The organism is Arthrobacter sp. ZGTC131 (genome assembly GCF_002929275.1).
Lineage (GTDB): Bacteria > Actinomycetota > Actinomycetes > Actinomycetales > Micrococcaceae > Arthrobacter.
In genome coordinates this window covers 159,363-182,060 of the sequence record NZ_PJIK01000004.1, presented here as the reverse complement: position 1 = coordinate 182,060, position 22,698 = coordinate 159,363, and the positions used below count along the sequence as shown (strand labels likewise).

Annotated in this window: 20 protein-coding genes; 10 read left to right on the top strand and 10 right to left on the bottom strand. The window is 59.6% G+C overall.

Annotated features, from left to right (window positions below; genetic code table 11):
* Positions 1-67 precede the first annotated feature (67 nt).
* Complete coding sequence (locus CXQ90_RS07645) at positions 68-2,197, bottom strand: acyltransferase family protein (RefSeq protein WP_181038473.1); 2,130 nt, start codon at positions 2,195-2,197, stop codon at positions 68-70.
* Between the two features lie 295 nt (positions 2,198-2,492).
* On the opposite strand from CXQ90_RS07645, the gene paaA reads away from it, so the two are divergent.
* The 6 genes from paaA to CXQ90_RS07615 are packed head-to-tail and all read left to right on the top strand — an operon-like array spanning position 2,493 to position 7,470.
* Positions 2,493-3,521 carry a 1,2-phenylacetyl-CoA epoxidase subunit PaaA gene (gene paaA, locus CXQ90_RS07640; protein WP_104138166.1) on the top strand — a complete coding sequence of 343 codons (1,029 nt, stop codon included), beginning with the start codon at positions 2,493-2,495 and terminating at the stop codon, positions 3,519-3,521.
* Positions 3,518-3,955: a 1,2-phenylacetyl-CoA epoxidase subunit PaaB gene (paaB, locus tag CXQ90_RS07635; RefSeq protein WP_104138164.1), complete on the top strand. Its 438-nt coding sequence runs from the start codon at positions 3,518-3,520 to the stop codon at positions 3,953-3,955. The genes paaA and paaB overlap by 4 nt, the downstream gene beginning before the upstream one ends.
* Positions 3,952-4,869 (top strand): 1,2-phenylacetyl-CoA epoxidase subunit PaaC, encoded by a 918-nt coding sequence (gene paaC / locus CXQ90_RS07630; RefSeq protein WP_104138163.1) that lies wholly within the window; start codon positions 3,952-3,954, stop codon positions 4,867-4,869. Before paaB ends, paaC begins: the two co-directional genes overlap by 4 nt.
* A gap of 11 nt (positions 4,870-4,880) precedes the next feature.
* Positions 4,881-5,420, top strand: a complete 540-nt coding sequence (paaD, locus tag CXQ90_RS07625) for a 1,2-phenylacetyl-CoA epoxidase subunit PaaD (protein WP_104138342.1) — start codon at positions 4,881-4,883, stop codon at positions 5,418-5,420.
* Between the two features lie 10 nt (positions 5,421-5,430).
* Entirely contained in the window at positions 5,431-6,657 is a 1,227-nt protein-coding gene (paaE, locus tag CXQ90_RS07620; protein WP_104138161.1) for a 1,2-phenylacetyl-CoA epoxidase subunit PaaE, read from the top strand.
* Positions 6,658-6,690: 33 nt separating this feature from the next.
* Positions 6,691-7,470, top strand: a complete 780-nt coding sequence (locus CXQ90_RS07615; RefSeq protein ID WP_104138160.1) for an enoyl-CoA hydratase/isomerase family protein — start codon at positions 6,691-6,693, stop codon at positions 7,468-7,470.
* Here CXQ90_RS07615 and CXQ90_RS07610 read toward each other — a convergent pair.
* Entirely contained in the window at positions 7,460-7,954 is a 495-nt protein-coding gene (locus tag CXQ90_RS07610) for a VanZ family protein (RefSeq protein WP_104138158.1), read from the bottom strand. The genes CXQ90_RS07615 and CXQ90_RS07610 overlap by 11 nt on opposite strands.
* A gap of 45 nt (positions 7,955-7,999) precedes the next feature.
* On the opposite strand from CXQ90_RS07610, the gene galU reads away from it, so the two are divergent.
* Positions 8,000-8,893, top strand: a complete 894-nt coding sequence (galU, locus tag CXQ90_RS07605) for a UTP--glucose-1-phosphate uridylyltransferase GalU (protein WP_104138156.1) — start codon at positions 8,000-8,002, stop codon at positions 8,891-8,893.
* 159 nt (positions 8,894-9,052) lie between these two features.
* Here the strand turns inward: galU and CXQ90_RS07600 are convergent, their stop codons facing one another.
* The 7 genes from CXQ90_RS07600 to CXQ90_RS07570 form a co-directional block, all read right to left on the bottom strand.
* Positions 9,053-9,676, bottom strand: a complete 624-nt coding sequence (locus tag CXQ90_RS07600; protein ID WP_104138155.1) for an LPXTG cell wall anchor domain-containing protein — start codon at positions 9,674-9,676, stop codon at positions 9,053-9,055.
* Positions 9,677-9,842: 166 nt separating this feature from the next.
* On the bottom strand, positions 9,843-11,729 hold the full coding sequence (locus CXQ90_RS07595) for a DUF4012 domain-containing protein (RefSeq protein WP_258064409.1): 1,887 nt from the start codon (positions 11,727-11,729) through the stop codon (positions 9,843-9,845).
* The gene (locus tag CXQ90_RS07590) at positions 11,729-13,042 is read right to left on the bottom strand and encodes a UDP-glucose/GDP-mannose dehydrogenase family protein (protein WP_104138152.1); all 1,314 of its coding nucleotides are present in this window, start codon (positions 13,040-13,042) and stop codon (positions 11,729-11,731) included. Before CXQ90_RS07590 ends, CXQ90_RS07595 begins: the two co-directional genes overlap by 1 nt.
* A 46-nt stretch (positions 13,043-13,088) precedes the next feature.
* Positions 13,089-14,477: a sugar transferase gene (locus CXQ90_RS07585; RefSeq protein WP_258064408.1), complete on the bottom strand. Its 1,389-nt coding sequence runs from the start codon at positions 14,475-14,477 to the stop codon at positions 13,089-13,091.
* 103 nt (positions 14,478-14,580) lie between these two features.
* Entirely contained in the window at positions 14,581-15,555 is a 975-nt protein-coding gene (locus CXQ90_RS07580) for a GDP-L-fucose synthase (RefSeq protein WP_104138150.1), read from the bottom strand.
* The gene (gene gmd / locus CXQ90_RS07575) at positions 15,555-16,583 is read right to left on the bottom strand and encodes a GDP-mannose 4,6-dehydratase (protein WP_104138339.1); all 1,029 of its coding nucleotides are present in this window, start codon (positions 16,581-16,583) and stop codon (positions 15,555-15,557) included. Before gmd ends, CXQ90_RS07580 begins: the two co-directional genes overlap by 1 nt.
* A 36-nt stretch (positions 16,584-16,619) precedes the next feature.
* Positions 16,620-17,918 carry a glycosyltransferase gene (locus CXQ90_RS07570; RefSeq protein WP_104138149.1) on the bottom strand — a complete coding sequence of 433 codons (1,299 nt, stop codon included), beginning with the start codon at positions 17,916-17,918 and terminating at the stop codon, positions 16,620-16,622.
* Positions 17,919-18,689: 771 nt separating this feature from the next.
* Between CXQ90_RS07570 and CXQ90_RS07560 the strand changes: the two genes are divergently transcribed.
* From CXQ90_RS07560 to CXQ90_RS22070, 3 genes are all read left to right on the top strand, one after another.
* Positions 18,690-19,808: a glycosyltransferase gene (locus CXQ90_RS07560; protein WP_104138147.1), complete on the top strand. Its 1,119-nt coding sequence runs from the start codon at positions 18,690-18,692 to the stop codon at positions 19,806-19,808.
* Positions 19,809-19,898: 90 nt separating this feature from the next.
* Positions 19,899-20,927 (top strand): glycosyltransferase family 4 protein, encoded by a 1,029-nt coding sequence (locus tag CXQ90_RS07555; RefSeq protein ID WP_104138146.1) that lies wholly within the window; start codon positions 19,899-19,901, stop codon positions 20,925-20,927.
* 34 nt (positions 20,928-20,961) lie between these two features.
* Positions 20,962-22,230, top strand: coding sequence for a lipopolysaccharide biosynthesis protein (locus CXQ90_RS22070; RefSeq protein WP_146068856.1), 1,269 nt, complete (start codon positions 20,962-20,964; stop codon positions 22,228-22,230).
* On the opposite strand, the gene CXQ90_RS23200 is transcribed toward CXQ90_RS22070, so the two are convergent.
* Positions 22,191-22,400 carry a DapH/DapD/GlmU-related protein gene (locus CXQ90_RS23200; RefSeq protein WP_368783891.1) on the bottom strand — a complete coding sequence of 70 codons (210 nt, stop codon included), beginning with the start codon at positions 22,398-22,400 and terminating at the stop codon, positions 22,191-22,193. The genes CXQ90_RS22070 and CXQ90_RS23200 overlap by 40 nt on opposite strands.
* Positions 22,401-22,698 lie beyond the last annotated feature (298 nt).

The following is a 22,698-nucleotide window of genomic DNA, read 5'->3' as shown; positions in this document are numbered from 1 at the left end:
ATTAATCTGGGTTTTGGTCTCGACCTTTCGCCCAGCTTGGCCATGGGCGAACCCCTGAAACCTGTGTTTACTTGACGGCAAGCACTTCGGACAGCACGGGACTAAGTGACTTTGAATAGGCTGCCGTGAGGTGGGCACCGTCTGCATGCATAGGTGACGTTCCGGCGAAAGCGGGGCAGTTCCCGGCTACGCAGAACCATCCAACGGTATCCACGAAGTGAACGTTCGGCTGCCTGGCAGGGTCAAGGCCCGACCGCCCGGCGGCCGTCATGTCCAGTGAGAGTTGCTGCACCTTCGACGCGCAGTCCCCAGGCGTGCTTATCTTCGTGGCGCACTCAGCGAACTTGCGGCCGCGTGGAGGCGGGTCAAGCACAAAGACTTGTTTAGCCGAGGCAGAGAGTTCTGCGTACAGCTTTTTAGACGCCTCGGCCCACTCGTCGGCCGCCGCACCGCCCGTCGCTCCACTGGCAAGACGCGCCAACGTTCCCGTTGAGCTGGAAACGACCACCATGTCAGGCTTTATGGAGGCTACTTGCTGAAGGGCCCAGGTCCGGAATGGGGCGCACTTGGGGTGGGCCGATTTGGAAGATTTGATGACATCAACCTCCGCAGCCGGGCACTGCTGCATAGTGTAAACAAGGACCTTGAATCCCCGCGGCTCAAGTGCGGCGCGTATGCCTGGAACGTAGCTGATGGCCACTGAGTCGCCGAGAACTACTGCCGTCTTCTTGGCCGCTGCGTCTCCGTAGGTGCAACGGGCTGCATTCTCTGTGGGGTCTTCCAGTGCGCCTCGCTCGTCGGCCAGACATCCGTCCTCGACCCATTCAGGCGCTTTCGCCTCGTTTCCAAGCGTGTCGATCGCAGGCGTAAGCTCCGGCCACTGAGACGCCGAGAGAGCGAGAGTGAGTTCCTGGCTCAGGTTTGCTGCGGGGGTGTTTGCAGCAGCAGAGGAGGAAGCACCCGGCGACACGACCGGGGGCGCAACAGCCGTTGGGGTGACCGGGGCGGCCTTCGCCAAGGTGAAGCTCACGACGATGGCGGCAGCCAGGGCAAGAGTAGTGACCGCTCCAAAGACTAGCCGGTTCCCGGTCTCGCGCGGCGCTTTGGCTGCCTTGGTTTCAAGCCATTGCGAGTGCCTGACTGGCTCTTCGATGGAGTGATAGGACCATGCTGACAGCGCCAAGGTGAGGGCTGCAGCAATGGCGTGGTCTACGACGCCACTCGATGGCCGAAGTGCTTCAAGAAGAATGATTACGGGAAAGTGCCACAAGTACAGGGAGTATGAAATGTCGCCCAGGTAGCGGGAGGCGCGATTCGTCAGTGGAGCCAGCAGCCGTTGCTTCCCTCCGGTCCCTGCGGAGATGACCGCCATGGTTGCAAGGACCGGCACCGCTGCCCATGGACCCGGGAAGGTCAATTCCGGCGTCATGGCGAAGGCGCCGAAGATGATTCCTGCGAGGCCGAGATAGGCTAAAGCGGGCCTGACACGGTCCGGGATGCGCAGCAGAACCGGCGCGAGGACGGCCAACAGACCGCCGCAGCCGAGCTCCCAGGCACGGGAAAACGTAGAGAAGTATGCGACTGTGGGTGCAGCGGAGCTTTCCCACATGGCGAAGACAAACGATGCTCCGACCACGGCAAGCATGGCTAGACCAAGTGATCGCCGGGCTCCGGAAGACGAACGGCCCAGCTTGGAAGCCCCCCACCCGAGCATGAGCACGATTAGCCATGGCCAAACAATGTAGAACTGTTCCTCGACGGCCAGCGACCAGAAGTGCTGTAGCGGGGACACTGTCCCTCCGGCCTGCATGTAGTCAGTTCCGATAATGGCCAGATGCCAGTTGGCCGCAGACAGGAACGCCCACAGGCCGTCCTGTGCAATGCCCGCGAAGCGCGCAGTGGAGAACACAGCCCATGACGCGATGAGCGACAGGACGATAACTACCGATGCCAGCGGCAGGATACGTCGCGCCCGGCGCCGGTAAAAGTCCGCCAAGGAGATCCTGCCGTTTTTGTCATGCTCCCGGATCAGGCTGGCAGTGATCACGAAACCGGAGATCACGAAGAAGACATCCACGCCGATGAAGCCGCCGGTGGGGTAAGCCAGCAGGTGATCCGCAATAACCAGGACAACTGCCAGTGCGCGAAGGCCCTGGATGTCATAGCGCTTTCGTCCGCCGGAATTGTCGGTCCTCACGGCCGAGAAACTCGCTTTGCCTTGAGTGGCCCGCCTTAGCGGCACGCGGGCATGAGTCATAGACAAGAGATTTCCCCCAAATGAGACCGACGTTGGTGATATTTTACCCGCCAGACATAGTCGGATGCCCTATTACTGTGACGCTTGGCCTTGAGGCTGAACCACATGCTGGCAAGGTCCCTTGCCTTCGGTGTGAGCGGTGCATGTGCTTGACGGCCTTCCTCGCTTCCGCATATCCTGAACGAACGGTCGGTAAATAATTTCCGAGTACGGACGTGAATGCATAGGAGCAACCATGGCAGCGCAGAATCTGCAGTCAGTGCCTGACCAGCCGGCGGTCCCGGGAAGGGACGAAGCTGACGAACAGGCACGGCTCGAAGCCGAAGGCCAGGCATACTTCGACAAGGTCATGGCTGAGGACTCCCGGATCGAGCCGAAGGACTGGATGCCGGCCGCGTACCGCAAGACCCTCCTGCGCCAGATCTCGCAGCACGCGCACTCGGAGATCATCGGCATGCAGCCGGAGGCCAACTGGATCTCCCGCGCGCCGAGCCTGAAGCGCAAGGCCATCCTCATGGCCAAGGTCCAGGACGAGGCCGGCCACGGGCTCTACCTCTACTCCGCCGCCGAGACGCTGGGCCAGAGCCGCGACAAGATGATGGACGACCTCATCGCCGGCAAGGCCCGCTACTCCTCCATCTTCAACTACCCGGCACTGACCTGGGCGGACATGGGTGCCATCGGCTGGCTGGTGGACGGCGCCGCCATCTGCAACCAGGTGCCGCTCTGCCGCGCCTCCTACGGGCCCTACGGCCGGGCCATGGTCCGCATCTGCAAGGAAGAATCCTTCCACCAGCGCCAGGGCTTCGAGATCCTGCTGGAACTCTCCAACGGCACGCCCGCGCAGAAGCAGATGGCCCAGGACGCCGTGAACCGCTGGTACGCCCCGGCGCTGATGATGTTCGGCCCGCCGGATGACGATTCGCCCAACTCCAAGCAGTCCATGGCCTGGAACATCAAGCGCTTCAGCAACGATGAACTGCGCAGCCGCTTCGTCGGCATGATGGTGGAGCAGGTCAGGGTCCTGGGCCTCACCCTCCCGGACAGCGAAGTCCGCTTCAACGAAGAGACCAAAAAGTGGGAGCACGGCCCGCTGGACTGGGAAGAGTTCAAGGAAGTCCTCGCCGGCCGCGGCCCCTGCAACGCCCAGCGGCTTGAGCGCCGCCGCGAAGCGCACGACGACGGCGCCTGGGTTCGCGAAGCAGCCGCAGCTTATGCGGCAAAACAGGCACGCAAGCACGCAGAAAAGGAATTCGCAGCATGAGCCCCCACGGCAACCCGGAAGTACCGGCCAGCTCCGCCGGCGACGTAGAAAGCTCGGCGGCGAAGGTCCCGGCAGGTCCGGCAGGCCCGGCCTCGGCAGACTCGGGTTCCACCAGTTCGGTTTCGACGAGCTCAACCAGCCCAACCCCCGACCGCAGCGTCTGGCCGCTCTGGGAGGTCTTTGTCCGGTCCAGCCGCGGACTCTCGCACGTCCACGCCGGCAGCCTGCACGCGCCGGATGCCGCCATGGCACTCCGCAACGCCCGCGACCTCTACACCCGCCGCAACGAGGGCGTGTCCATCTGGGTGGTCCCGGCCGATGCCATCGCCGCCAGCGATCCGGACGCAAAGGGCTCGTTCTTCGAGTCCCCGCAGGGCAAGGACTACCGGCACGCCACGTACTACACCAAGAGCGAAGGGGTGAAGCACCTGTGACCACGCCGGAACAGACGGAACACACTGAGGAAACAACCGGCCACGGCGACATCTCCGTGGGCGTCGCCGGTAGCGGTGATTCGTCCGCCAGCGCCACCCGCATCACGCCGGGCAACGCGCTCCGCCCGGAGGACATCGCCCTCGAGGTCCGCACCGGCCTGGTGAAGCCCTCCGAGGACGTGGCCGAGTACGCCCTGCGCCTCGGCGACGACGCCCTCATCCTGGCCCAGCGCCTGGGTCACTGGATCTCCCGAGCCCCCGAGCTGGAGGAGGACGTGGCCCTGGGCAACATCGCCTTGGACCAGCTGGGCCATGCCCGCTCCTTCCTCACGTACGCCGGGGGAGCGTGGGAGAAGAGCGAGGATGAACTCGCCTACTTCCGCCGCGAGCACGAGTTCCGCTCCGCCCACCTGTTCGAGCAGCCGAACGGCGACTTCGCCGTCACCATCGCGCGGCAGTTCGTGGTGAGCTACTACCAGTTCGAGCTGTACCGCCGCCTGACCGAATCCACGGACGCCACGCTCGCCGCCATCGCCGCCAAGGCCGTGAAGGAAGTGGACTACCACCGCGACCACAGCGCCCAGTGGATCATCCGGCTGGCTCAGGGTACCGAGGTGTCACGCGAGAAGATGATCCATGGCCTGAAGCTCGTTTGGCCGTACGTCGCCGAGCTCTTCGCGGATGATGAGCTGACCACCCGCCTGGCTGACGCCGGTGCCGCCGTCGAGCCTTCCAGCCTGAAGGCGGACTTTGACCGCCTCACCGGCGAGATCCTGGCCGAAGCCGAGCTGGAGGTGCCGGAGACGCCGGCAGCGCCGGGCGGCGGACGCCGCGGCAAGCACTCAGAGCACCTGGGGTACATCCTCGCCGAGATGCAGGTGCTGGCCCGGGAGCATCCCGGAGCAAGCTGGTGACCGCCGTGGCCATGTACGTCTCGGACTTCGAAACCATCACCGGACCCACCGCGGAGGAGAAGGCCTGGGCCGTCGCCGCCACGGTGTGTGATCCGGAGATCCCGGTGCTCACCATCGAGGATCTGGGGATCCTGCGCAGTGTCCGGCTGTTCGACGACGGCGGGCTGGTGCCCGCTGTGCAGGTCACCATCACGCCCACGTACTCGGGCTGCCCGGCGATGGACGCCATCCGGGACGACCTCAAGGCCGCCTTCCGGAAGGATGGCTACCCCAGCGTCCACGTGGAGCTGGTGCTGGCCCCGGCCTGGACCACGGACTGGATGACGGACGCCGGCAAGGCCAAGCTGCAGGAGTACGGCATCGCCCCGCCCAGCGGCAAGGCCGCCGCCGGCGGACACTCCGGACCGGTCCGGCTCAGCCTGGCCGTGAAGTGCCCGCAGTGCTCGTCGCTGAACACCAAGGAACTCACCCGCTTCGGTTCCACCTCCTGCAAGGCGCTGTACGTGTGCCAGGACTGCAAGGAACCGTTCGACTACTTCAAAGTCCTGTAAGGAATCTGCCATGCCCGTTGTCCGCCAGACAGCCGCCGAACAGGCGCAGGCCACCGGCCGCCGTCGTCCGTCCTTCCACAGCCTCGCCGTCGCGGAGGTGCGCCGGCTCACCGAGGACGCCATTGAGGTGACCTTCGCGGTGCCGGCCGAGCTCGCCGGGCACTTCGACTACCTGCCGGGCCAGTACGTGGCCCTGCGCACCACGCTCCCTGATGAGGCCGGCGAGCCGAAGGAAATCCGCCGCAGCTACTCCATCTGCGCCGAGCCGCGGAGCTTCGAGGACGGCAGCAGCGAGATCCGGGTAGCCATCAAAAAGGACCTGGGCGGGCTGTTCTCCACGTGGGCCAACGCGGAGCTGAAGGCCGGGGACACGCTGGACGTCATGAGCCCCATGGGCGCGTTCGTCTCCAAGCACGGCCGGGACGGGCAGGCCGTTGATCAGAACGTCATGAACTCCATGAACCATCCGGAGGACCTGGCGGGGGAGCCGGGGAACTTCGTGGCGATTGCCGCGGGCTCCGGCATCACGCCGGTGATCGCGATCGCCCGCACGCTGCTGGCAGCCAGCCCGGACACCCGGTTCGACCTCATCTACGCCAACAGGGCCGCTATGGACGTGATGTTCCTCGAGGAGCTCGCGGACCTGAAGGACAGGTACCCGTCCCGCCTGGCGCTGCACCACGTGCTGTCCCGCGAGCAGCGGATCGCGCCGCTGCTGAGCGGCAGGATCGACGCCGAGAAGCTCCGGGCCCTGCTGGGCACCGCAATCCACGCGGACGACGTGGACGAGTGGTTCCTGTGCGGGCCGTTCGAGCTGGTGCAGCTGTGCCGGGATACCCTGGCCGAGCGCGGCGTGAAGCCCGAGCACGTGCGCTTCGAGCTGTTCACCTCCGGCAAGCCGGACCGTCCAGAGGGCAACGCCGGCCGGCCCGTCGTCGAGGACGAGTCCAAGGAAACCTACAAGATCACGTTCAAGCTGGACGGCCTGCAGGGCGACGTCACCAGCCCCACGCACGCCCGCGAGTCCATCCTGAACGCGGCGCTGCGGGTTCGCCCGGACGTGCCGTTCGCGTGCGCCGGGGGAGTATGCGGCACGTGCCGCGCCAAGGTGGTCACCGGCAGCGTGACCATGGACGAGAACTACGCGCTGGAGCAGGATGAGCTGGACAAGGGCTACGTCCTGACCTGCCAGTCCCACCCGACGAGCAAGGAAGTCACAGTCGACTTCGACGTGTAGGTTTTCCCCGGTCTCAACTTTTTAGGAGCCTCCATGATCTCCCTCTCCATCGCCAACGGCATCGCCGAAGTGGTCCTCAACGCCCCGTACAAGCTGAACTCCCTCGACGAGCAGGCGCTCAGGGATTTAACACAGGCGTACGACGACGCCGCTGCCGCCGCCTCACGCGGTGAGGTGCGGGCCCTGCTGCTCAGAGGAGAAGGACGCGCCTTCTGCGCGGGCCGGGACATCGCCGGCGTGACGCCGGAAAACGACGACGCCGAGGCCTACCTGGGCGGTCTGGTGCAGCCGCTGCTGCAAAAGATGAGCGCGTTCCCGGCCCCGACGTTCGCCGCCGCCCAGGGCGCGTGCCTCGGCGTGGGCCTAGGGCTGCTGCTGGCCACAGACGTGGTGTACGTGGCGGAGAACGCGAAGTTCGGTTCGCCCTTTGCCAAGTTGGGGGCGACGCTGGATTCAGGCGGGCACTGGTACTTCACCGAGCGGCTGGGCATGCACCGGACGCTGGACCTGATCTACACGGCCGAGCTGATGAGCGGCGCTGAGGCGGTGGCAAAGGGCATGTTCAGCCGGGCGATGCCTGCGGACGAACTGATGGACTCCACCCGGGCCATTGTGGCGAAGGTGGCGACTGGAGCGACGGGTGCGTTCAAGGCAAGCAAGGAACTGGTGGCGCACATCCGCGACCAGCGCCTGGGCCTGTGGACGTCCATGAAGGAGGAGAACGCGGAGCAGGCCAGGCTCTGCAAGAGCGAAGACTACGCGGAGGGTTTCCGCGCGTTCCAGGAGAAGCGCGAGCCGCAGTTCAAGGGCTAATCCGCTCGTTGCGCTTGTCGAACCAGCTCTCCACCACACCCAAGATCCAAAGGCCCAGCATGGCCCCACTCGTGTTCGCCACGATATCCATAGCGCTAGGGACTCTGTCGTGCAGAAACGTCAGCTGCCCCAGTTCCATCGCACAAGAAGCCAGGAACGCGGAGAGGACAATCCGGCCGCGGTGAAACGCCGGAAAGGCCAGCGCAGCTAGCGCCCCGATCGGCGCAAACATGAGGATGTTGGACGCGAACTCCACGAAGTTGTAGTTGATCAGCATCGGCAGCCCGGCCTGGTGCAGGGCGAAAAGCAGGGTCTGGAGCCGGCCTGCAACGGGCCGGTCAACTGGGGTTGGCCAGAATGCCACTCCGGCGAGCCCCACGAGGTAAATACCCAGCAGCACGCGCGCCACGCGTTCTGCCGTTGACTGCCCCCACTTGCCCATACGTACGAAGCTACGCGAGCCATGGAGCTCGGCAGAAATCATCCCGTGAAATTTCGCATTTCGAGCGTCAATTTATATGGTTCTCTCATGAAAACATTGGGGAAATCGGTTCGTAAGGCAGTTATTCCGGCAGCGGGGCTCGGCACGCGTTTTCTGCCTGCCACCAAGGCCATGCCTAAGGAAATGTTGCCGGTGGTGGATGCGCCGGCCATTCAGTACGTAGTGGAGGAAGCCGTGAAGGCGGGGCTGACCGACGTGCTGATGATCACCGGCCGCAACAAACGGGCCCTGGAGGATCACTTTGACCGTGCACCAGCCCTCGAGCGCACCTTGGAACTTAAGGGTGACCAGACCCGCTTGGACGCCGTCCAGCACGCCTCGGGACTCGGTCCCATCCACTACGTCCGCCAGGGCGAGCCCAAGGGCCTAGGACATGCCGTCCTGTGCGGCCGCCAGCACGTCGGGGACGAGCCGTTTGCAGTATTACTCGGTGATGACCTTATCGACGAGCGGGACGAGCTCCTGACCACCATGATGGACGTCCAGGCCAAGACCGGCGGTTCGGTGATCGCACTGATCGAAGTGGAACCGTCCCAGATCAGTTCCTACGGCTGCGCCGACATCTCAGCGATCGCTGGCGAGGAGTACGTCCGCGTCAATAGCCTCGTGGAAAAGCCATCCGTCGACGAAGCGCCGTCCAACCTGGCAGTTATCGGCCGCTACGTGCTGCACCCTGCGGTGTTCGATGTCCTGGAGACGACGGAGCCTGGCCGCGGCGGCGAGATCCAGTTAACTGATGCTTTGCAGACTCTGGCGGCCGGAGATGGGCAGGGGGCCGGTGTCTACGGTGTCGTCTTCCGCGGACGGCGGTATGACACCGGCGACAAGCTCAGCTACCTAAAAGCAGTGATCACTCTGGCCACCGAACGCGCGGAGTTTGGTGAGGACTTGAAGTCCTGGATGAAGGAATTCAACGGCTAGTCCAACTATTTTGAACAAAGAATGCACGGCGCGAATCTCGCGCCGTGCATTCTTTGGATTCGGGTGTGGAGTTGTGCCGAAGGGAAAGAAAAGAGGCGGTTGATTCGCCGGAACCCGGAGAATCAACCGCCTCTTCTTGGAGCTTTTGGTTCCTAGTGCTTATGCAGAAGCATCTGCATTGGCGCGGCGGCGAACTACTACCACCGAGGCGGCGCCAGCTACCAGTGCGCCGCCACCGACCAGCGACCACAGGATGAGGCTGGAGTCAGCGCCGGTGTTGGCCAGGCCGGTGCCAGTGCTTGCCAGTTCAACGCCGGCGTTTCCTCCGTTGTTCCCGCCGGTGTTAGCAAGCCCGGGCGCGACCCTGATCGTTACCACCGGGGTGGTGATACCAGAGGTAGCACCAGTCGCCGTGAGGGCGTAAACGCCTGGCTTACTAATTGACATCGGGAACGCGAAAGCTCCATTAGCATCCGCTGTCGTGGTGTACGTCTCCGGAGCAAGAAGAACATTGATCTTGCTAGGTACAGCGCGGCTGGCACCGCCGCCTGCGATGCTTGCCCCGGTAGATGCGGGCCTAGCGCCCGGCCTCACCGTGATGGTGAGTCGTTCTCCGGCCAGAAAGCCGCGGCCTGAGAAAGTGAAGGTTTCGCCCGGACCAACGGTGCCATCCGACACGGCGGCACTTAGGGGCGGAGCCGGGTAGCGTGCTGCCATGGCCGGCACGGCTCCCGTGAGCGCAATGGTACCTGCGAGCGCGAGCGCTGCAATAGACTTCTTCAATTTGTCCCCCTGAGACCTTTACACGGATGTCACATTATTGTGGAGATTCCCCATCCCCATGTGACCGTGGGGTGAATCTCGTTGTCTTGCCCAAAAAGAGATTATCACCCTAGTGGGGATGCCTCCAAAGTGAATCCAGACACTTTACATACTGTTAATGAGCTAGCTACGAAGCTGGCACACATTTTGCCGGAATCGTGTCCAAAACCACGTCCGTGAGCGCCTGAACTGTCGGGGTTACGGACAATTTTGGCTCGGTGTGCTGCACTATCTTGCCGAACGTGAAGTCGACAGTACTGCTCTGGCCTGGCGCCAAGCGGACTGTGACGGAGCCCACCGGACGGTCACCATGCTGATGAGAGGCGAAGCCAGTCTTCTTACCCTCCACAAAGGCTGTTTCCACGTTCGACTGCACAGGTCCGTAGGCGATGATGTTCGTTTGAACGCTTCCCGCGGGAACGCCGAATGCGCCGCCTCCTGTGACGTACTCCGGCAGGGATATTGCGGCGTCCTTCGGCGCAGCATTAGTGCTCGTAATACGCACCTTCACCTCGGAGTAACCACCAGCAGGGCACTCCTCGATGAGCTGCACCGTTCTCTTCACGTGGTAGTCCATTTTCGCGCCCGTGCCATCGTTGAAGTAAACACCGAACTGGGCGGGAGAGACGCTAGGGCCAGCGATCGATCCACTCAGCGGATACTTCGCAAACATTGTTTGTTCATTGTCCGAGTCAGACCATAGAAGTACGCGGCCCTCCGCGGCACCGTGGACTATACCCGCGACGAGGTTTTTGGCGTCACCCCTGCCGCTTGATAAGGCTGCGAAAATTTCTTGCGCCACGCCTGCGAAGTAGGCGTCCTGAAGCTTAGGTTGTTCGATCTTCGCGTAGACATCTGACAGTAATGTCGGAACAACATTGTTGCCGGTGAGCTCAGTTGGTAAGCGACCGCCGGCTGAGGCAACGAGCTCGGGGTTCCTGATTTTGACCGCGCCCGTTGCGTCCAGTACGTACCCAAGTGCAATTGGGTCGATGGACACTACTCCGTCAACCCGCTGGCCAGTTTTTCTCTCCCACATTGCTTGGGCTGTGCTGGCGGCAGTTGGAAAGTCCGGGGTAAGGTTTACGTCCTGCATATATTTGCCCAAGCGTGGCGAATAAATCTGCTGCTGTTCGGCGTTGACAGCCAAAGTAGGTGACATCACGCCAATATCCGCGGCGCTCTTCTGTTCACCCAACGACAGTTTGCCCCGGTCAAGTGTCAGCACCGCTACTGCGCCGGGGATGCCGCCAGACGCGCGTGCTTCAGCGTTGTTCTGAATCAGTAGCAGGTAACGTCGGGGACCATCAGCGCCCATCATGCCCGGGGCCACAGCAGCCGCATCCGCCGCCGTTTCGAGACCATCGCCCAGTGAGGCGAGCTGGTTCCTAACCTCCAGGAGTGGTGTGGCGACCGGCGGTAAGAGTTCATCCGCATTGATTGCGTTCAATCGGCCCAGGGATTGCGTTACCGCATGCGACGCAACAGATAGTTTTGGAGCAGCCCGGGTAAGGGGAAGCAAGTCGACCCTGCCGTCCTTGGGGGCCAGTGATGCCCAATTGAGCGACTGGAAAGTGTCTACGAGAGGAACAGCCGCGAGCCCGGCGATGTCGTCAGCGGATGCAGCAACTTCACTGGCCGCTTGGAAATTTCTTCCCAGCCAAGGTAAAGATCCAGCAATCGTCCAGATGGGATCAGTTGCCGCCGCATGAGCCTTGGCGGTATGCAACTTTAGCTCATCCACGGCCAAGGTCGCGCCAGTCACGTCATTCCTTAGCATGCTTGCTCTGAGCGGAGAAAGCAGCTGTGAAGCGGACTTCAGTTCGGCGCTGATAATCGTGGCCTTAAAACTTAGCCACACAGTAGCGGCACCGAGCAGACCAATGACTGCAATGGTCCACGCGGCGACCATAAGCAAACGGCGGTTGCGCTTACGACGGGATGTTGCCCCTGTTCGTGTACGACGAATGGTGCCACTCGACGCATCACCATTGTCTTCGAGTCCTACGTTCATCAGGGCCGCCCAAGTCCCCGATATGTCCATCCCGCAGCCCGCCACTTCCCTGCATCGAGGACATTCCGGCCATCGAGAATTCGCGGTGTAGTAACCGCCATTCGAGTTGCATAGGGGTCCATGTCCCGGTACTCCTGCCACTCGGTTAAGAGGAGCAACGCGTCTGAGTTGGCCAGCGCAGCATCCAAGTCAGGTTCGTATTGAAGTTCCGGAAATCGCTTGGCTGCATTTGAGAGCGCTTTGGGATCGGTCACAGTTACAACGGCTCCTTGCAGTTGAAGCTGTGCCGCGATGCTGAGAGCCGGCGAATCACGGACATCGTCGCTGTTCGGCTTGAAGGCTGCTCCAAGGACGGTGATTTTCTTACCGAGAAGTCCTCCACCGCAAAGTTCGCGAGTCAGTTCGACGACGCGTGTTCTGCGCCGCATATTAATGGCATCTACTTCGCGTAGGAAAGTCAGAGCCTGATCGGCCCCCAACTCGCCAGCACGTGCCATAAATGCACGAATGTCCTTGGGCAGGCAGCCCCCACCAAATCCGATACCAGCGTGCAGGAACTTTCGACCGATTCGGTCATCCATCCCAATAGCGTCTGCCAAACGTGTGACGTCGGCTCCAGCGGCTTCACATACTTCCGCCATGGCGTTAATGAACGAGATCTTGGTGGCCAGGAAAGAGTTGGCGGCGGTTTTGACCAGCTCTGCAGTTGGGTGATCCGTGACGAGTCGGGGAGTTCCCGTTGACAACGTTGAAGCGTATACCTCGTCGAGTATGGTCACCGCCGCGTGATCTTCCGAGCCGGAGGCAACGCCGTACACTAGGCGATCAGGCCTTAGAGTGTCAGCAACAGCGTGACCCTCACGGAGGAACTCGGGGTTCCATACCAAGTGTGCCTCAGGCTCCCGATCCAAGACCAATGCCTCCAGACGTGCCGCAGTACCAACCGGAACGGTTGACTTACCGACGACAACATTTCCCGGCTGAAGGTAGGGCAGCAACGCTGCAGTGGCAGCATCGACGAAAGTCAGGTCTGCGCCATTCTCCCCCTTCTTCTGCGGTGTGCCAACGCAAACGAAGTGGACTTCGCTCCCGGCCGCGGCCGACATATCGGTCGTAAACGAAAGCCGTCCTGTCTCTTGAACATCACGCAACAGTTCTTCGAGTCCAGGTTCATAAAAGGGTGCAGAGGCTGCTGACAGCTCGGCAATCTTGCGTTCGTCTACATCGATCCCGACCACTTCATGGCCGAGTTTTGCCATGCAGGCAGCGTGGACCGCTCCCAAGTAACCGCAACCAACTACTGAAATTCGCATGTTTCTTCTTTCGTCCCGCAGAGGGAGGTATCACAAACCGGACTACTTAATAAGCACCTGTGCCGCGGAATACGGCTCGGATGGTTCTCAGCAGAATGATCAGGTCTCCTGCCAGAGACCAGTTCTCGACGTAGTACAAGTCCAATCGCACGGAATCTTGCCATGAAAGATTTGAGCGGCCACTCACTTGCCATAGGCCGGTTAGACCAGGTTTCACCAATAACCTACGGCGGACGTCATGTTCGTACGCCTCGACTTCTTTGGGGAGAGGTGGGCGAGGGCCGACGAGGCTCATCGACCCGGCAAAAATATTGAACAACTGAGGAAGCTCGTCCAAGCTGAACTTCCGTAGAAAACGGCCGATGTTCGTTACCCTCGGGTCGTCTTTGATCTTGAATAGAACGCCGTGACCTTGGTTTTGTTCCGCGAGTTGTGCCAGTCGTTCCTCGGCGTCCACGACCATCGAGCGAAACTTCAGCATTCTGAAAGGCGCTCCTCCCATCCCCACACGCTCCTGCCTGAAAAGGACTGGGCCGGCGCTGTCCAGCTTTACGAGCAGGGCCAGAACTGCCATCATCGGGCAAGCAAAAACAATCATGACCCCAGAAACGATCACGTCAAAAAGGCGCTTGGCAACCCGTTGCCCGCCTTCGAGTGTTGGCGTCGTTACGTGAATAAGCGGCAGTCCAGCAACTTGCTGAGTGTGAATGCGCGGGCCAGCGATATCGGTCAATGCCGGGGCCATAATTAGGCCTATGTTCCTAGATGCAAGTTCCCAGCCCAGGTGCCGTAGCGTTTGTGGATGGAGTTGGACGCCGGCAGATACGGCTACGGCGTCGGCGTCGCAAGCCTCAATTGCGGCCAGAATGGATTTAGTTTCTGGCCTGTAGCCCAGAACGCGGAGCCCAGAATCCGGCTCGACGGTTGGCCCATCATGGGCACCGGGAGTGTAAGCAGCAACTGGGAGGTACCCGGCATGTTTGGCGCGCTCTAAGGACGCTGCCAGGTGCGCTACTGCACTTGGACCGCCCAATAGCAGCAGCCGGGACATGCTGCCGCCCTTCAGGCGTTCGACGTTCAGGTGCTGTCGTAAGAGCCAGCGCGCCGCCAGAAGTCCAGCGAGCCCTACGGGAAGGGCGATGCCCACATACCCTCTAGCGGTGTCCACGCGGACCACGTACGAAATAATTGCTACCATCCCAAAAAGCCAGAGCGAGGCGGCCGCGACCCTCTTGTATTCATCGGGCCCTGCTCCTAGAATCCGACTTTGTCTGCTATTCCACGCCCCTAGCATGAACCACCATGCAACGGCCAACAGCACAGACAGCCAGGCGTACGTAAACTCCTGGCCGGACACAACAAAGTTGGGTTCGAGTCCGAACCGGACTATGAAGGCTCCGACGACGGCCCAAGATACGACAAGTGCATCAACCACGCCCAAGAGGCGGGACGTCCGGATACGCCAATTCGCGTCGCGACTCAAAACAGAATCCCCCACTGGTAGTTGCCGCTGGAATAGCGAGTTTGAAGCTTGTCGATTATCGCCGAAGGGCTGTCGAGTTTTCGCGGTACCAGTTGACGGTCCCGCGGATGCCTTCTTCGAGACCGATCGACGCGGTCCACCCTGTAGCGGCAAGTTTGGAGACGTCAAGCAGCTTTCGGGGAGTCCCATCGGGCTTGGAGGAGTCCCATTCAATTTCACCCTGATAAGCAACGGCACCCGCTACGATTGACGCCAGGTCCCGGATGGTAACGTCGCTCCCTGTTCCAACGTTCACGTGCGAGGAGCCATCGTAGTGCTCCAACAGGTGCAGACAAGCGGCAGCCATATCGTCAACGTGGAGCAACTCGCGTCTTGGTGACCCGGTACCCCAGTTTGTGACACTTGTCGCACCCGAAGCTGCAGCCTCGTCGTAGCGCCGAATCAGAGCCGGAAGGACGTGGGACCCTTCGAGTGAGAAGTTGTCACCGGGCCCGTATAGGTTTGTTGGCATGGCAGAGATCCATGGCAGGCCATATTGGCGCCGAATGGCCTGTATCTGCATGATTCCGGCTATCTTCGCTATAGCATATGCGTCGTTGGTGGGCTCGAGGTGCCCGGTGAGCAGCGATTCTTCCCTGATTGGCTGATCAGCAAACTTGGGATAGATGCACGATGAGCCGAGGAACAGCAGCCGCTCGACCCCGTATTCCCGGGCGGCATCGAGAACATTCACTTGGATGCGTAGATTATCGCTCAGGAAATCTACAGGGTAGGTGTTGTTGGCCAAGATGCCACCCACCTTTGCCGCAGCAAGCACTACGTATCGCGGCTTGTTCTCCGAAAAGAACGCGAAAACGTCGTCACGGTTCTTTAGATCGAGCTCCGCTGATGTGCGTCCCATTAGGTTGCCGAAACCTTCGTTTTGAAGTTTTCGCCAGATCGCTGAGCCGACCAAGCCTCGGTGACCAGCCACGTAGAACTTTGCCGAACGATCAAGCGGCGCCGGCACGAACTCCAAGCCTGCAGCCATCAGCTCTTCCAGCTCTCGAGCTGCACGGAGTCAATCCAGTGATTGCCGGCGTGCTTCAAGGCCTCGACGTCCGCGTCTACCATGATCCGCGCCAACTCCGGCGTGTGGACCGATGCTTTCCAACCCAGTTTTTCTTGCGCCTTAGAAGCATCGCCTACGAGCGCGTCGACCTCTGTCGGGCGGAGGTACCGCTCGTCGAAGCGAACGTGATTCTCCCAGTTCAAGCCAGCGTGTTCAAAGGAGATCTGGAGGAAGTCACGCACGGTGTAGTTGCCTCCAGTTGCGAGGACAAAATCGTCCGGTTCGTCAACTTGAAGCATCCGCCACATGCCTTCAACATATTCGGCCGCGTAACCCCAGTCGCGCACTGCATCCAGGTTACCCATATAGAGCAGGTCCTGCTTGCCAGCTTTGATGGCGGCCACGGCTCGAGTTATCTTGCGAGTCACGAATGTCTCGCCTCTCCGTGGGGATTCGTGGTTGAAGAGGATTCCGTTAACTGCGAACATGCCGTACGCCTCGCGGTAGTTCTTGGTGATCCAATAGCTGTATACCTTGGCCGCACCGTACGGGGAGCGGGGGTAGAACGGGGTTTCCTCGCTTTGCGGCGGAGGGGTCGCTCCAAACATTTCGGAAGAAGAGGCTTGGTAAAACCGAGTCTCAATGCCGGACATGCGGACGGCTTCAAGGAGGCGAATCGTTCCTACGCCGGTAGTATCCGCCGTGTGCTCGGGTTCGTCGAATGAGACACGGACGTGAGACTGGGCGGCAAGATTGTAGACCTCGTCTGGCTTGATTTCAGCCAACAAAGTGACCAATCGGGCTCCGTCACTCAGGTCTCCATAGTGGAGAAAGAGTTGCGCTTTGGGGTCGTGCGGGTCCACGTAAAGGTGGTCGACTCTTGCCGTATTGAAGGTCGAAGCCCGCCGGATTAGGCCATGAACCTCGTAGCCTTTGCGGAGGAGCAGTTCGGCCAAGTAGGAGCCATCCTGTCCAGTGATGCCGGTGATAAGTGCTCGCTTAGCCATAGTGCCCCCATAGTGCAGAAAGAAGAGTCGCACAGCCTAGCGGCTGCGCGACGGTGCCAGACTCGTGATGAAATCATCATAGTGGCCAATCGCGGCAGCCTCCGCCAATGTTTCGTGACGATAGAGGAGGCCTAACTTTCCGAGTTCGGCCCGTTTCAGTGGGTTCTCACCGAGGGCTTCAGCTGCTTCCACGAGTGCGACGGGATCTGCGGGGTCCACCCGCACACCACCGCCTGATGCCGACAATTCGGAGGCCGTGACGCTCTGTTCATCTGTTGCTGCGATCACTGGGCGCCCAGCGTTGAAGTATGACGTTAACTTGCTGGGCACCGCCATCTCCTGCACGCCCGGGAGTTCATTAACGAGCAAAATGTCTGCTGAGGCCAGGGCTAACTGGAAGTCTTCTCCGGGCAATGGGTCTACAAAATTCAATCTACTAACGCCGTACGCGGTTGTTTCCAGTTGCCGGCGCTGGTTCCCGTCACCCATCAAAACGAACCGAACCCGGCTATCTCGCGAGGCCGATACGCGTGCCGCATCGATTACATTCTCGAGGCCTTGCTTCTTGCCCATGTTCCCAGCATGGAGAACAACGATGTCAGTTTCGCTCCAGCCGAGTTTTTCGCGCATTTCTGCACGGCCCGAGCTCGGTGAGGGCGGCAAGTGAGTCCAGTTGCGAATTACTCGTACCTTGTCCTGAGACACTCGCAACGTTCCGACGACGTACCTTGCAAAGCGGTCGTGGATAACCACTACACCATCTGAGGCCCTGAGAATCCACGACTCGAGGCGTGACATCGCCCTGGCCGACACGCTGTTGCCCGTTCCGGTTTCGATGATTCCACGACTGTAAATATCCTGTACCCAGATCCCGACACTCGGGCGGCCCCTCTGCAGATGCGCTCTGAGTACAACCAACCCACTGGAAAATAGCGCTGGGCTGACCACGAGTACGAAATCGGGGTCCGCCCAATTTGAGAACATTGCACGGACTCCGAAGCTTAACTCCATGTGCATCCGGTGAAAGATCGAGGGCTTCAGCGGAACATGATGCCTGAGGCGCTTAACACGGACACCATTGATTACTTCATTTTTTGACCAACTACCGTAGCCATCTCGCAGGCGCCACTCCGGGTAGTGGGGGACTCCAGTAATGACCTGAACGTCATGCCCGCCGGCAGCAAGGCCCTCCGCCAAGCTAGTCGTGTACGGGGCATTTCCCGTTGGTTCGGGCGAGTAGTTCAAACCAACGATGGTGATCCTGAGTTTCGAAGTACTCTTTGCTGACGGCGTCTCCAATGGCCCCTGACTTTCTATTCGGCTACGATTCCCCATGTATCGTGACACGAACGGCAGTCGTTCGCGTCGACGTGACGCCACAAAGATCTGTCGGTCGACGGCTTTCCGGACGGCCGCCCGCGAGCCCGAGCGTCAATCGGACATTATGACGCCGTGAGCGGTGCGAAGCACACTCAGCATGACAGTTGTCTGCAGCTTGGAGTCGAAACAGGGAATGGAGCGCGAAATGGGGGAACCGAAAGGCAGTCCCGAGCTGGCTCGGAAGCCAAAGGTGATCAATCTGGCAGAGGCCCCGGGCGAACGGGAGGCTTGGAACCGGCCATCTTGGTACGTATACGTATGGGGCCTCGTCGAACTCATACTCATAACGAACCCGCTTCAGATCAGCTCCAAAATCCGCATTACGGTCCTGAGAATGTTCGGTGCGTCCATCGGGCCCGGCGTCATCTTCCGGCCTCGAACTAGAGTTAGGTTCCCTTGGAAACTTGAGATTGGGGCCCGATCTTGGATCGGAGAAGGCGTCTGGATCCATAATCAAGAGAGAGTCGTAATTGGTTCTGACGTCGTTATCTCTCAGGAGACTATTCTCACGACTGGCAGTCACGCGCACCGACGGGATATGGCGCTAATAACAAGCCCGATCTCCGTGGGGGATGGAACCTGGATTACAACAAGGTGCCTTGTCCAAGGTGGAACGACACTTGGACAGTCGTCATTGTTGACGCCGCTGACTGTTGTCCGGGGATCGTTTCCGCCCAATTCGATTATTTCTGGGAACCCGGGCACCGTAGTAGGGCCTCGATTCAAATGAACAACGCTGAATCCAAAGCTTCCAAGATCACCCACGTCGTCTCGTACGTTTCTATAGACGGCGCCTATGGCGGACCAGTAGCTGTAGCTATGGGTCAGATCGCTGAGTTGGCTCGCCGCGGGCATGAGACCGAACTGATGGCTGGCTGGGACGGTTTTCAAGAAGTGGACATCCCAAATGCGCATGTGACTTTACTTGCAGTTCAGCGGATTGGCCCTGGTTTCATCGGGCTTGTATCGCCGAAACTTTGGATGCTGCTACTGCGTAAATCTAGGCCGAGCGACGCCTTTCACATTCACATGGGGCGGGACCCCATAAGCCTCATAAGCGCATGGATATTGATGCTCAAGCGTATTCCATACGTCGTTCAAACTCATGGAATGATAATGCCAAGGCGATCCCTTCGCGTCCGATTAATCGACACCGCTATAACCCGTCGCGTCCTCAAGTCCGCCCGTCGCGTCCTTGTCCTCACAGGCGCTGAGGCCAAAGGTATCAACCACATCTGTCAAGGTGATGCGAAAGTCGAACTCATTCCGAATGGCATTACCCTGGCGCCGCGGCAACCGATCGAGCGCCAGACGAATAGAATTTTGTTTTTGGCGAGGCTTCACCCAAGAAAACGCGTAATGGCGTTCGCTGAAATGTGCCGAATTCTAGTAGAGGCGGGGGCCGAGTTCACAGCACACGTGGTGGGTCCCGACGAGGGTGACCTTGCATCGCTGCGTGCTTATATCCGAGAGTTTGGGCTGTCTCGAAACCTCACATACGAAGGTCCAGTAGGGCCTGGAGACTCACTGCAGTGGCTAGCGAGTAGCGCGGTCTTCGTTCTGCCCAGCGTAGGCGAGGTGTTTCCTATGACCGTATTGGAGGCACTCGCTGCCGGCACGCCTGTAGTGACAACGGCAGATTCAGGGTTAGCGCCAATGTTGGTGAAACTTGGGGCAGCGGCAGTGACCAATGGATCTCCTCAGGAACTCGCGAACGAAGTAGCGAAGCTGCTAAGCGATGAGGGCTACCGGAGCTCGCTGGTCCGCCAAGGCTATCGGGCTGTTGAACAGGAACTCAATATTGGAGCAGTAGCGGCGCAGCTTGAGACCGCCTACGACTCCTGAACCGCTTTCCAGCTGGCCAAGCACGGCGTCCCACAGGCCGTCCTGTTGCACCTACGACGTAGATCGGAATGACCTGAATTGGATAGACGCATGAGAATTGTCATGACTTCTGAGCGGTTGCCGCCAAGCCGTGGTGGACTTTCTACAGTTGCGGCCATACTTGATGCCGGGCTGACAGCACGAGGCCATGAACTGGTCATAGTTACAGGTGAGCGAAGCCGCGAAGCCTACGGGACGACTGCCCGGATTATGAGACTGAACTCGCTCAGGCACTGGTGGCTATATTTTCGTCTTCTTCTTCAGGCTGATGTTGTGCTGCAGAACAACATCTCAAGCAAAACGCTCATTCTTCCATTGCTGCTGCGTAAGCCCACGGTAGTTGCATTGCACATTTGGCTTGAGACGCCTGATGGGCGAATTACATGGCGCGAGCGACTGAAGATTCTATTGCTTAGGAGATGCACAAGGATCATCACTCCAAATCTTGAGATCACCGATCGATTCGGCGGTGATGGACAATACGTGACAAATGGCTACGATGAAGCGACTTTCTCGCAGAAACGTGAATGGTGCGATCGTGAATATGCATTTGTCGTTGTCGCCCGCCTGATCGAGGATAAAGGCGTGCGGCAGCTTTTGGAGGCGTTCGCATTGGTAAGCCAGGATCGCCCCGATTACGTTTTGAATGTAGTCGGCACGGGTCCGGAGGAGGCTAAGCTTATGAAACTTGCCACTGACCTAAATATCTACACAAAGGTCAGGTTTCTTGGCGCCCTCGATCCACAAGGCGTCTCTGAGGTCTTGAACAACTCACGAGTTTTGTGTGTGCCGTCCATGTGGGATGAAGTTTTTGGGATAGTAGCCTTGGAAGGAATGGGATGTGGGCTGCCAGTCATCGCCACAAACGTGAGCGGGCTCACGGATGCTCACCATGGTTACGGACTGCTCGTTGAGCCCAATGAGGAAGTGATCAAAAACTTTGCAGAGGCGATGAAAACGATCACTTCAACACCGAACAGGCCGCTGGACTACCTCACCGACGTCGAAGCGTATTTGAAGACTAGGAATAGAAGAGCCATGGTCGATGCCTATGAAACCGTGATGCGTGAGATTTGCTGACAATAGATCACTGTTGCGCGGGCAGGATCTTTCTGTGAGTAGGGCATGGTTGCGCAAGGGACTATCTTTTGTTAGCGGCAATGTACTGCTTCAGGTACTAGGGTTCGCAACCGGGATCATCATTGTGCGGGTCCTAAGCATCCAAGAGTATGCGCTTTATAGCATTTACATAGGTCTCATATTTGCTATGACAAGCCTGTCGGACGCCGGCGTCGGCAGCACCTTGCTGGCGCATGGGGCAAAGGTGAAAGACAGCCCCGATGAGTTGGGAGCCTGGTTCAGAAGTGGGCTAAGATTCCGACGCCGAGTCGGTCTGTGGCTCTCGTTTTTTGCTCTGGCATGCCTGCTATTCCTGTTCAACACCAACGGTGCATCTCTATGGGAGATGCTCTTGGCAGCAGCACTGATGATTGTGACATTGGAGTCTGTATACCAGCGCGGTATCTGGCAGGTGTACTTTCGGCTTCAATTGCGAGCGAACGAAGCCCAAAACGTTCTCGTTGGTTCAGCAGTTGTGCGGCTTGTGCTGGTGATTGCTGCTATCGTCATTCCACAGCAAATTCTCCCATATCTTCTTTTCACCACTGCTGTTACATACTGGCTAGAAGCGTGGCTTCTTACCCGTAGGGGACGAATCACCTCTGCGTGGGGTAACGCGGATCACCCTGACGCGCGGGTTGCTTTGCGCAAGGCTTTCACCCAGGTGTTACCAATGAACCTGGTAAATGTCCTGCGCGGTCAGTCAGTCGTGTTTGTGCTGAGCGTTCTTGGCTCTACCGTCGTTGTATCGCAAGTTGCCGCCCTGTCACGCTTCTCGATGGTCTTCGCGGTCCTGAACGCCGTGGTGCTTGAAATGCTCTCTCCTCGAATCGCGCTACTGGCGACTTCTAGGCAGAGTGTGGCCGCTGCAATGACCAAAATTTTGACGGTCTATTTACTTTGTTCCTCGGTCGTTGTGCTATGCATGGTCCCGGCTTCTAGCCTCATACTTGGGCTCCTGGGCCCCAATTATTCAGGGCTAGATCAGGAATTGATTGTGATTTCTGTTGGGAGTGTTGGGATTAACCTCGCCATTGCTTGGGGTTCACTCAATCATTCAAGGCTCTGGCTCGCAGGATCTTGGTCGCTATTTCCGCTGACCGTGCTTTGGGGGTTTGTCGGTGCAACTTCTATTGACTTGGCGACCAGTGCGGGTGCAGCACTCTTTACAGCTACGCAAGCCATTCCATTGCTGATGACAGAGGGCATCAGAAGTGCACTCGGTTATCGTTCTGCGACGGGAGAGTCGAGAGATATGCGTTGACGGATGAGCCGGGCTGGGGAACCAGCATAAATTCCTTCGGGGGGCAGACTCTTCGTCACAACGGAGCCAGAGCCAACGATCACATCATTACCAAGGACGGCACCGGGCAGGACGATGACTCGGGTTCCAAGCCACGCGCGTGATCCAATTACTATCGGTTTCTCATACATTCCTTGATCTTGGATCGGTATGCCAACATTCGGGGACCGATGCGTGTGTGTGAGAAGGATTGATTCGAAACCGATAAGAGCGGAGGACTCCAAAGTTAGTCCTCCACGTGCGTCGAGTACCGAGTCTCTAGCTACGACCACACCTGCTTCAAGGACCAAGCCGGCGGGCCCCATGATTCTCACGCCTTGGCCGATGTAGACGGACTCTGCAATACTCGCGCCCAGCCGCCTAAGCACCGTCTGTCTCACATCCCTGACGAGCCGACCAGGCAAAACCCGAAGCAGGTAATTGTCGATT

Coding starts and splice junctions, on each gene's coding strand:
- paaA (WP_104138166.1), top strand. CDS start 2,493: ATGGCAGCGCAGAATCTGCAGTCAGTGCCTGACCAGCCGGCGGTCCCG.
- paaB (WP_104138164.1), top strand. CDS start 3,518: ATGAGCCCCCACGGCAACCCGGAAGTACCGGCCAGCTCCGCCGGCGAC.
- paaD (WP_104138342.1), top strand. CDS start 4,881: ATGTACGTCTCGGACTTCGAAACCATCACCGGACCCACCGCGGAGGAG.
- paaE (WP_104138161.1), top strand. CDS start 5,431: ATGCCCGTTGTCCGCCAGACAGCCGCCGAACAGGCGCAGGCCACCGGC.
- CXQ90_RS07615 (WP_104138160.1), top strand. CDS start 6,691: ATGATCTCCCTCTCCATCGCCAACGGCATCGCCGAAGTGGTCCTCAAC.
- CXQ90_RS07610 (WP_104138158.1), bottom strand. CDS start 7,954: ATGATTTCTGCCGAGCTCCATGGCTCGCGTAGCTTCGTACGTATGGGC.
- galU (WP_104138156.1), top strand. CDS start 8,000: ATGAAAACATTGGGGAAATCGGTTCGTAAGGCAGTTATTCCGGCAGCG.
- CXQ90_RS07595 (WP_258064409.1), bottom strand. CDS start 11,729: ATGAACGTAGGACTCGAAGACAATGGTGATGCGTCGAGTGGCACCATT.
- CXQ90_RS07590 (WP_104138152.1), bottom strand. CDS start 13,042: ATGCGAATTTCAGTAGTTGGTTGCGGTTACTTGGGAGCGGTCCACGCT.
- CXQ90_RS07580 (WP_104138150.1), bottom strand. CDS start 15,555: ATGGCTGCAGGCTTGGAGTTCGTGCCGGCGCCGCTTGATCGTTCGGCA.
- gmd (WP_104138339.1), bottom strand. CDS start 16,583: ATGGCTAAGCGAGCACTTATCACCGGCATCACTGGACAGGATGGCTCC.
- CXQ90_RS07570 (WP_104138149.1), bottom strand. CDS start 17,918: ATGGGGAATCGTAGCCGAATAGAAAGTCAGGGGCCATTGGAGACGCCG.
- CXQ90_RS07560 (WP_104138147.1), top strand. CDS start 18,690: ATGAACAACGCTGAATCCAAAGCTTCCAAGATCACCCACGTCGTCTCG.
- CXQ90_RS07555 (WP_104138146.1), top strand. CDS start 19,899: ATGAGAATTGTCATGACTTCTGAGCGGTTGCCGCCAAGCCGTGGTGGA.
- CXQ90_RS23200 (WP_368783891.1), bottom strand. CDS start 22,400: ATGTATGAGAAACCGATAGTAATTGGATCACGCGCGTGGCTTGGAACC.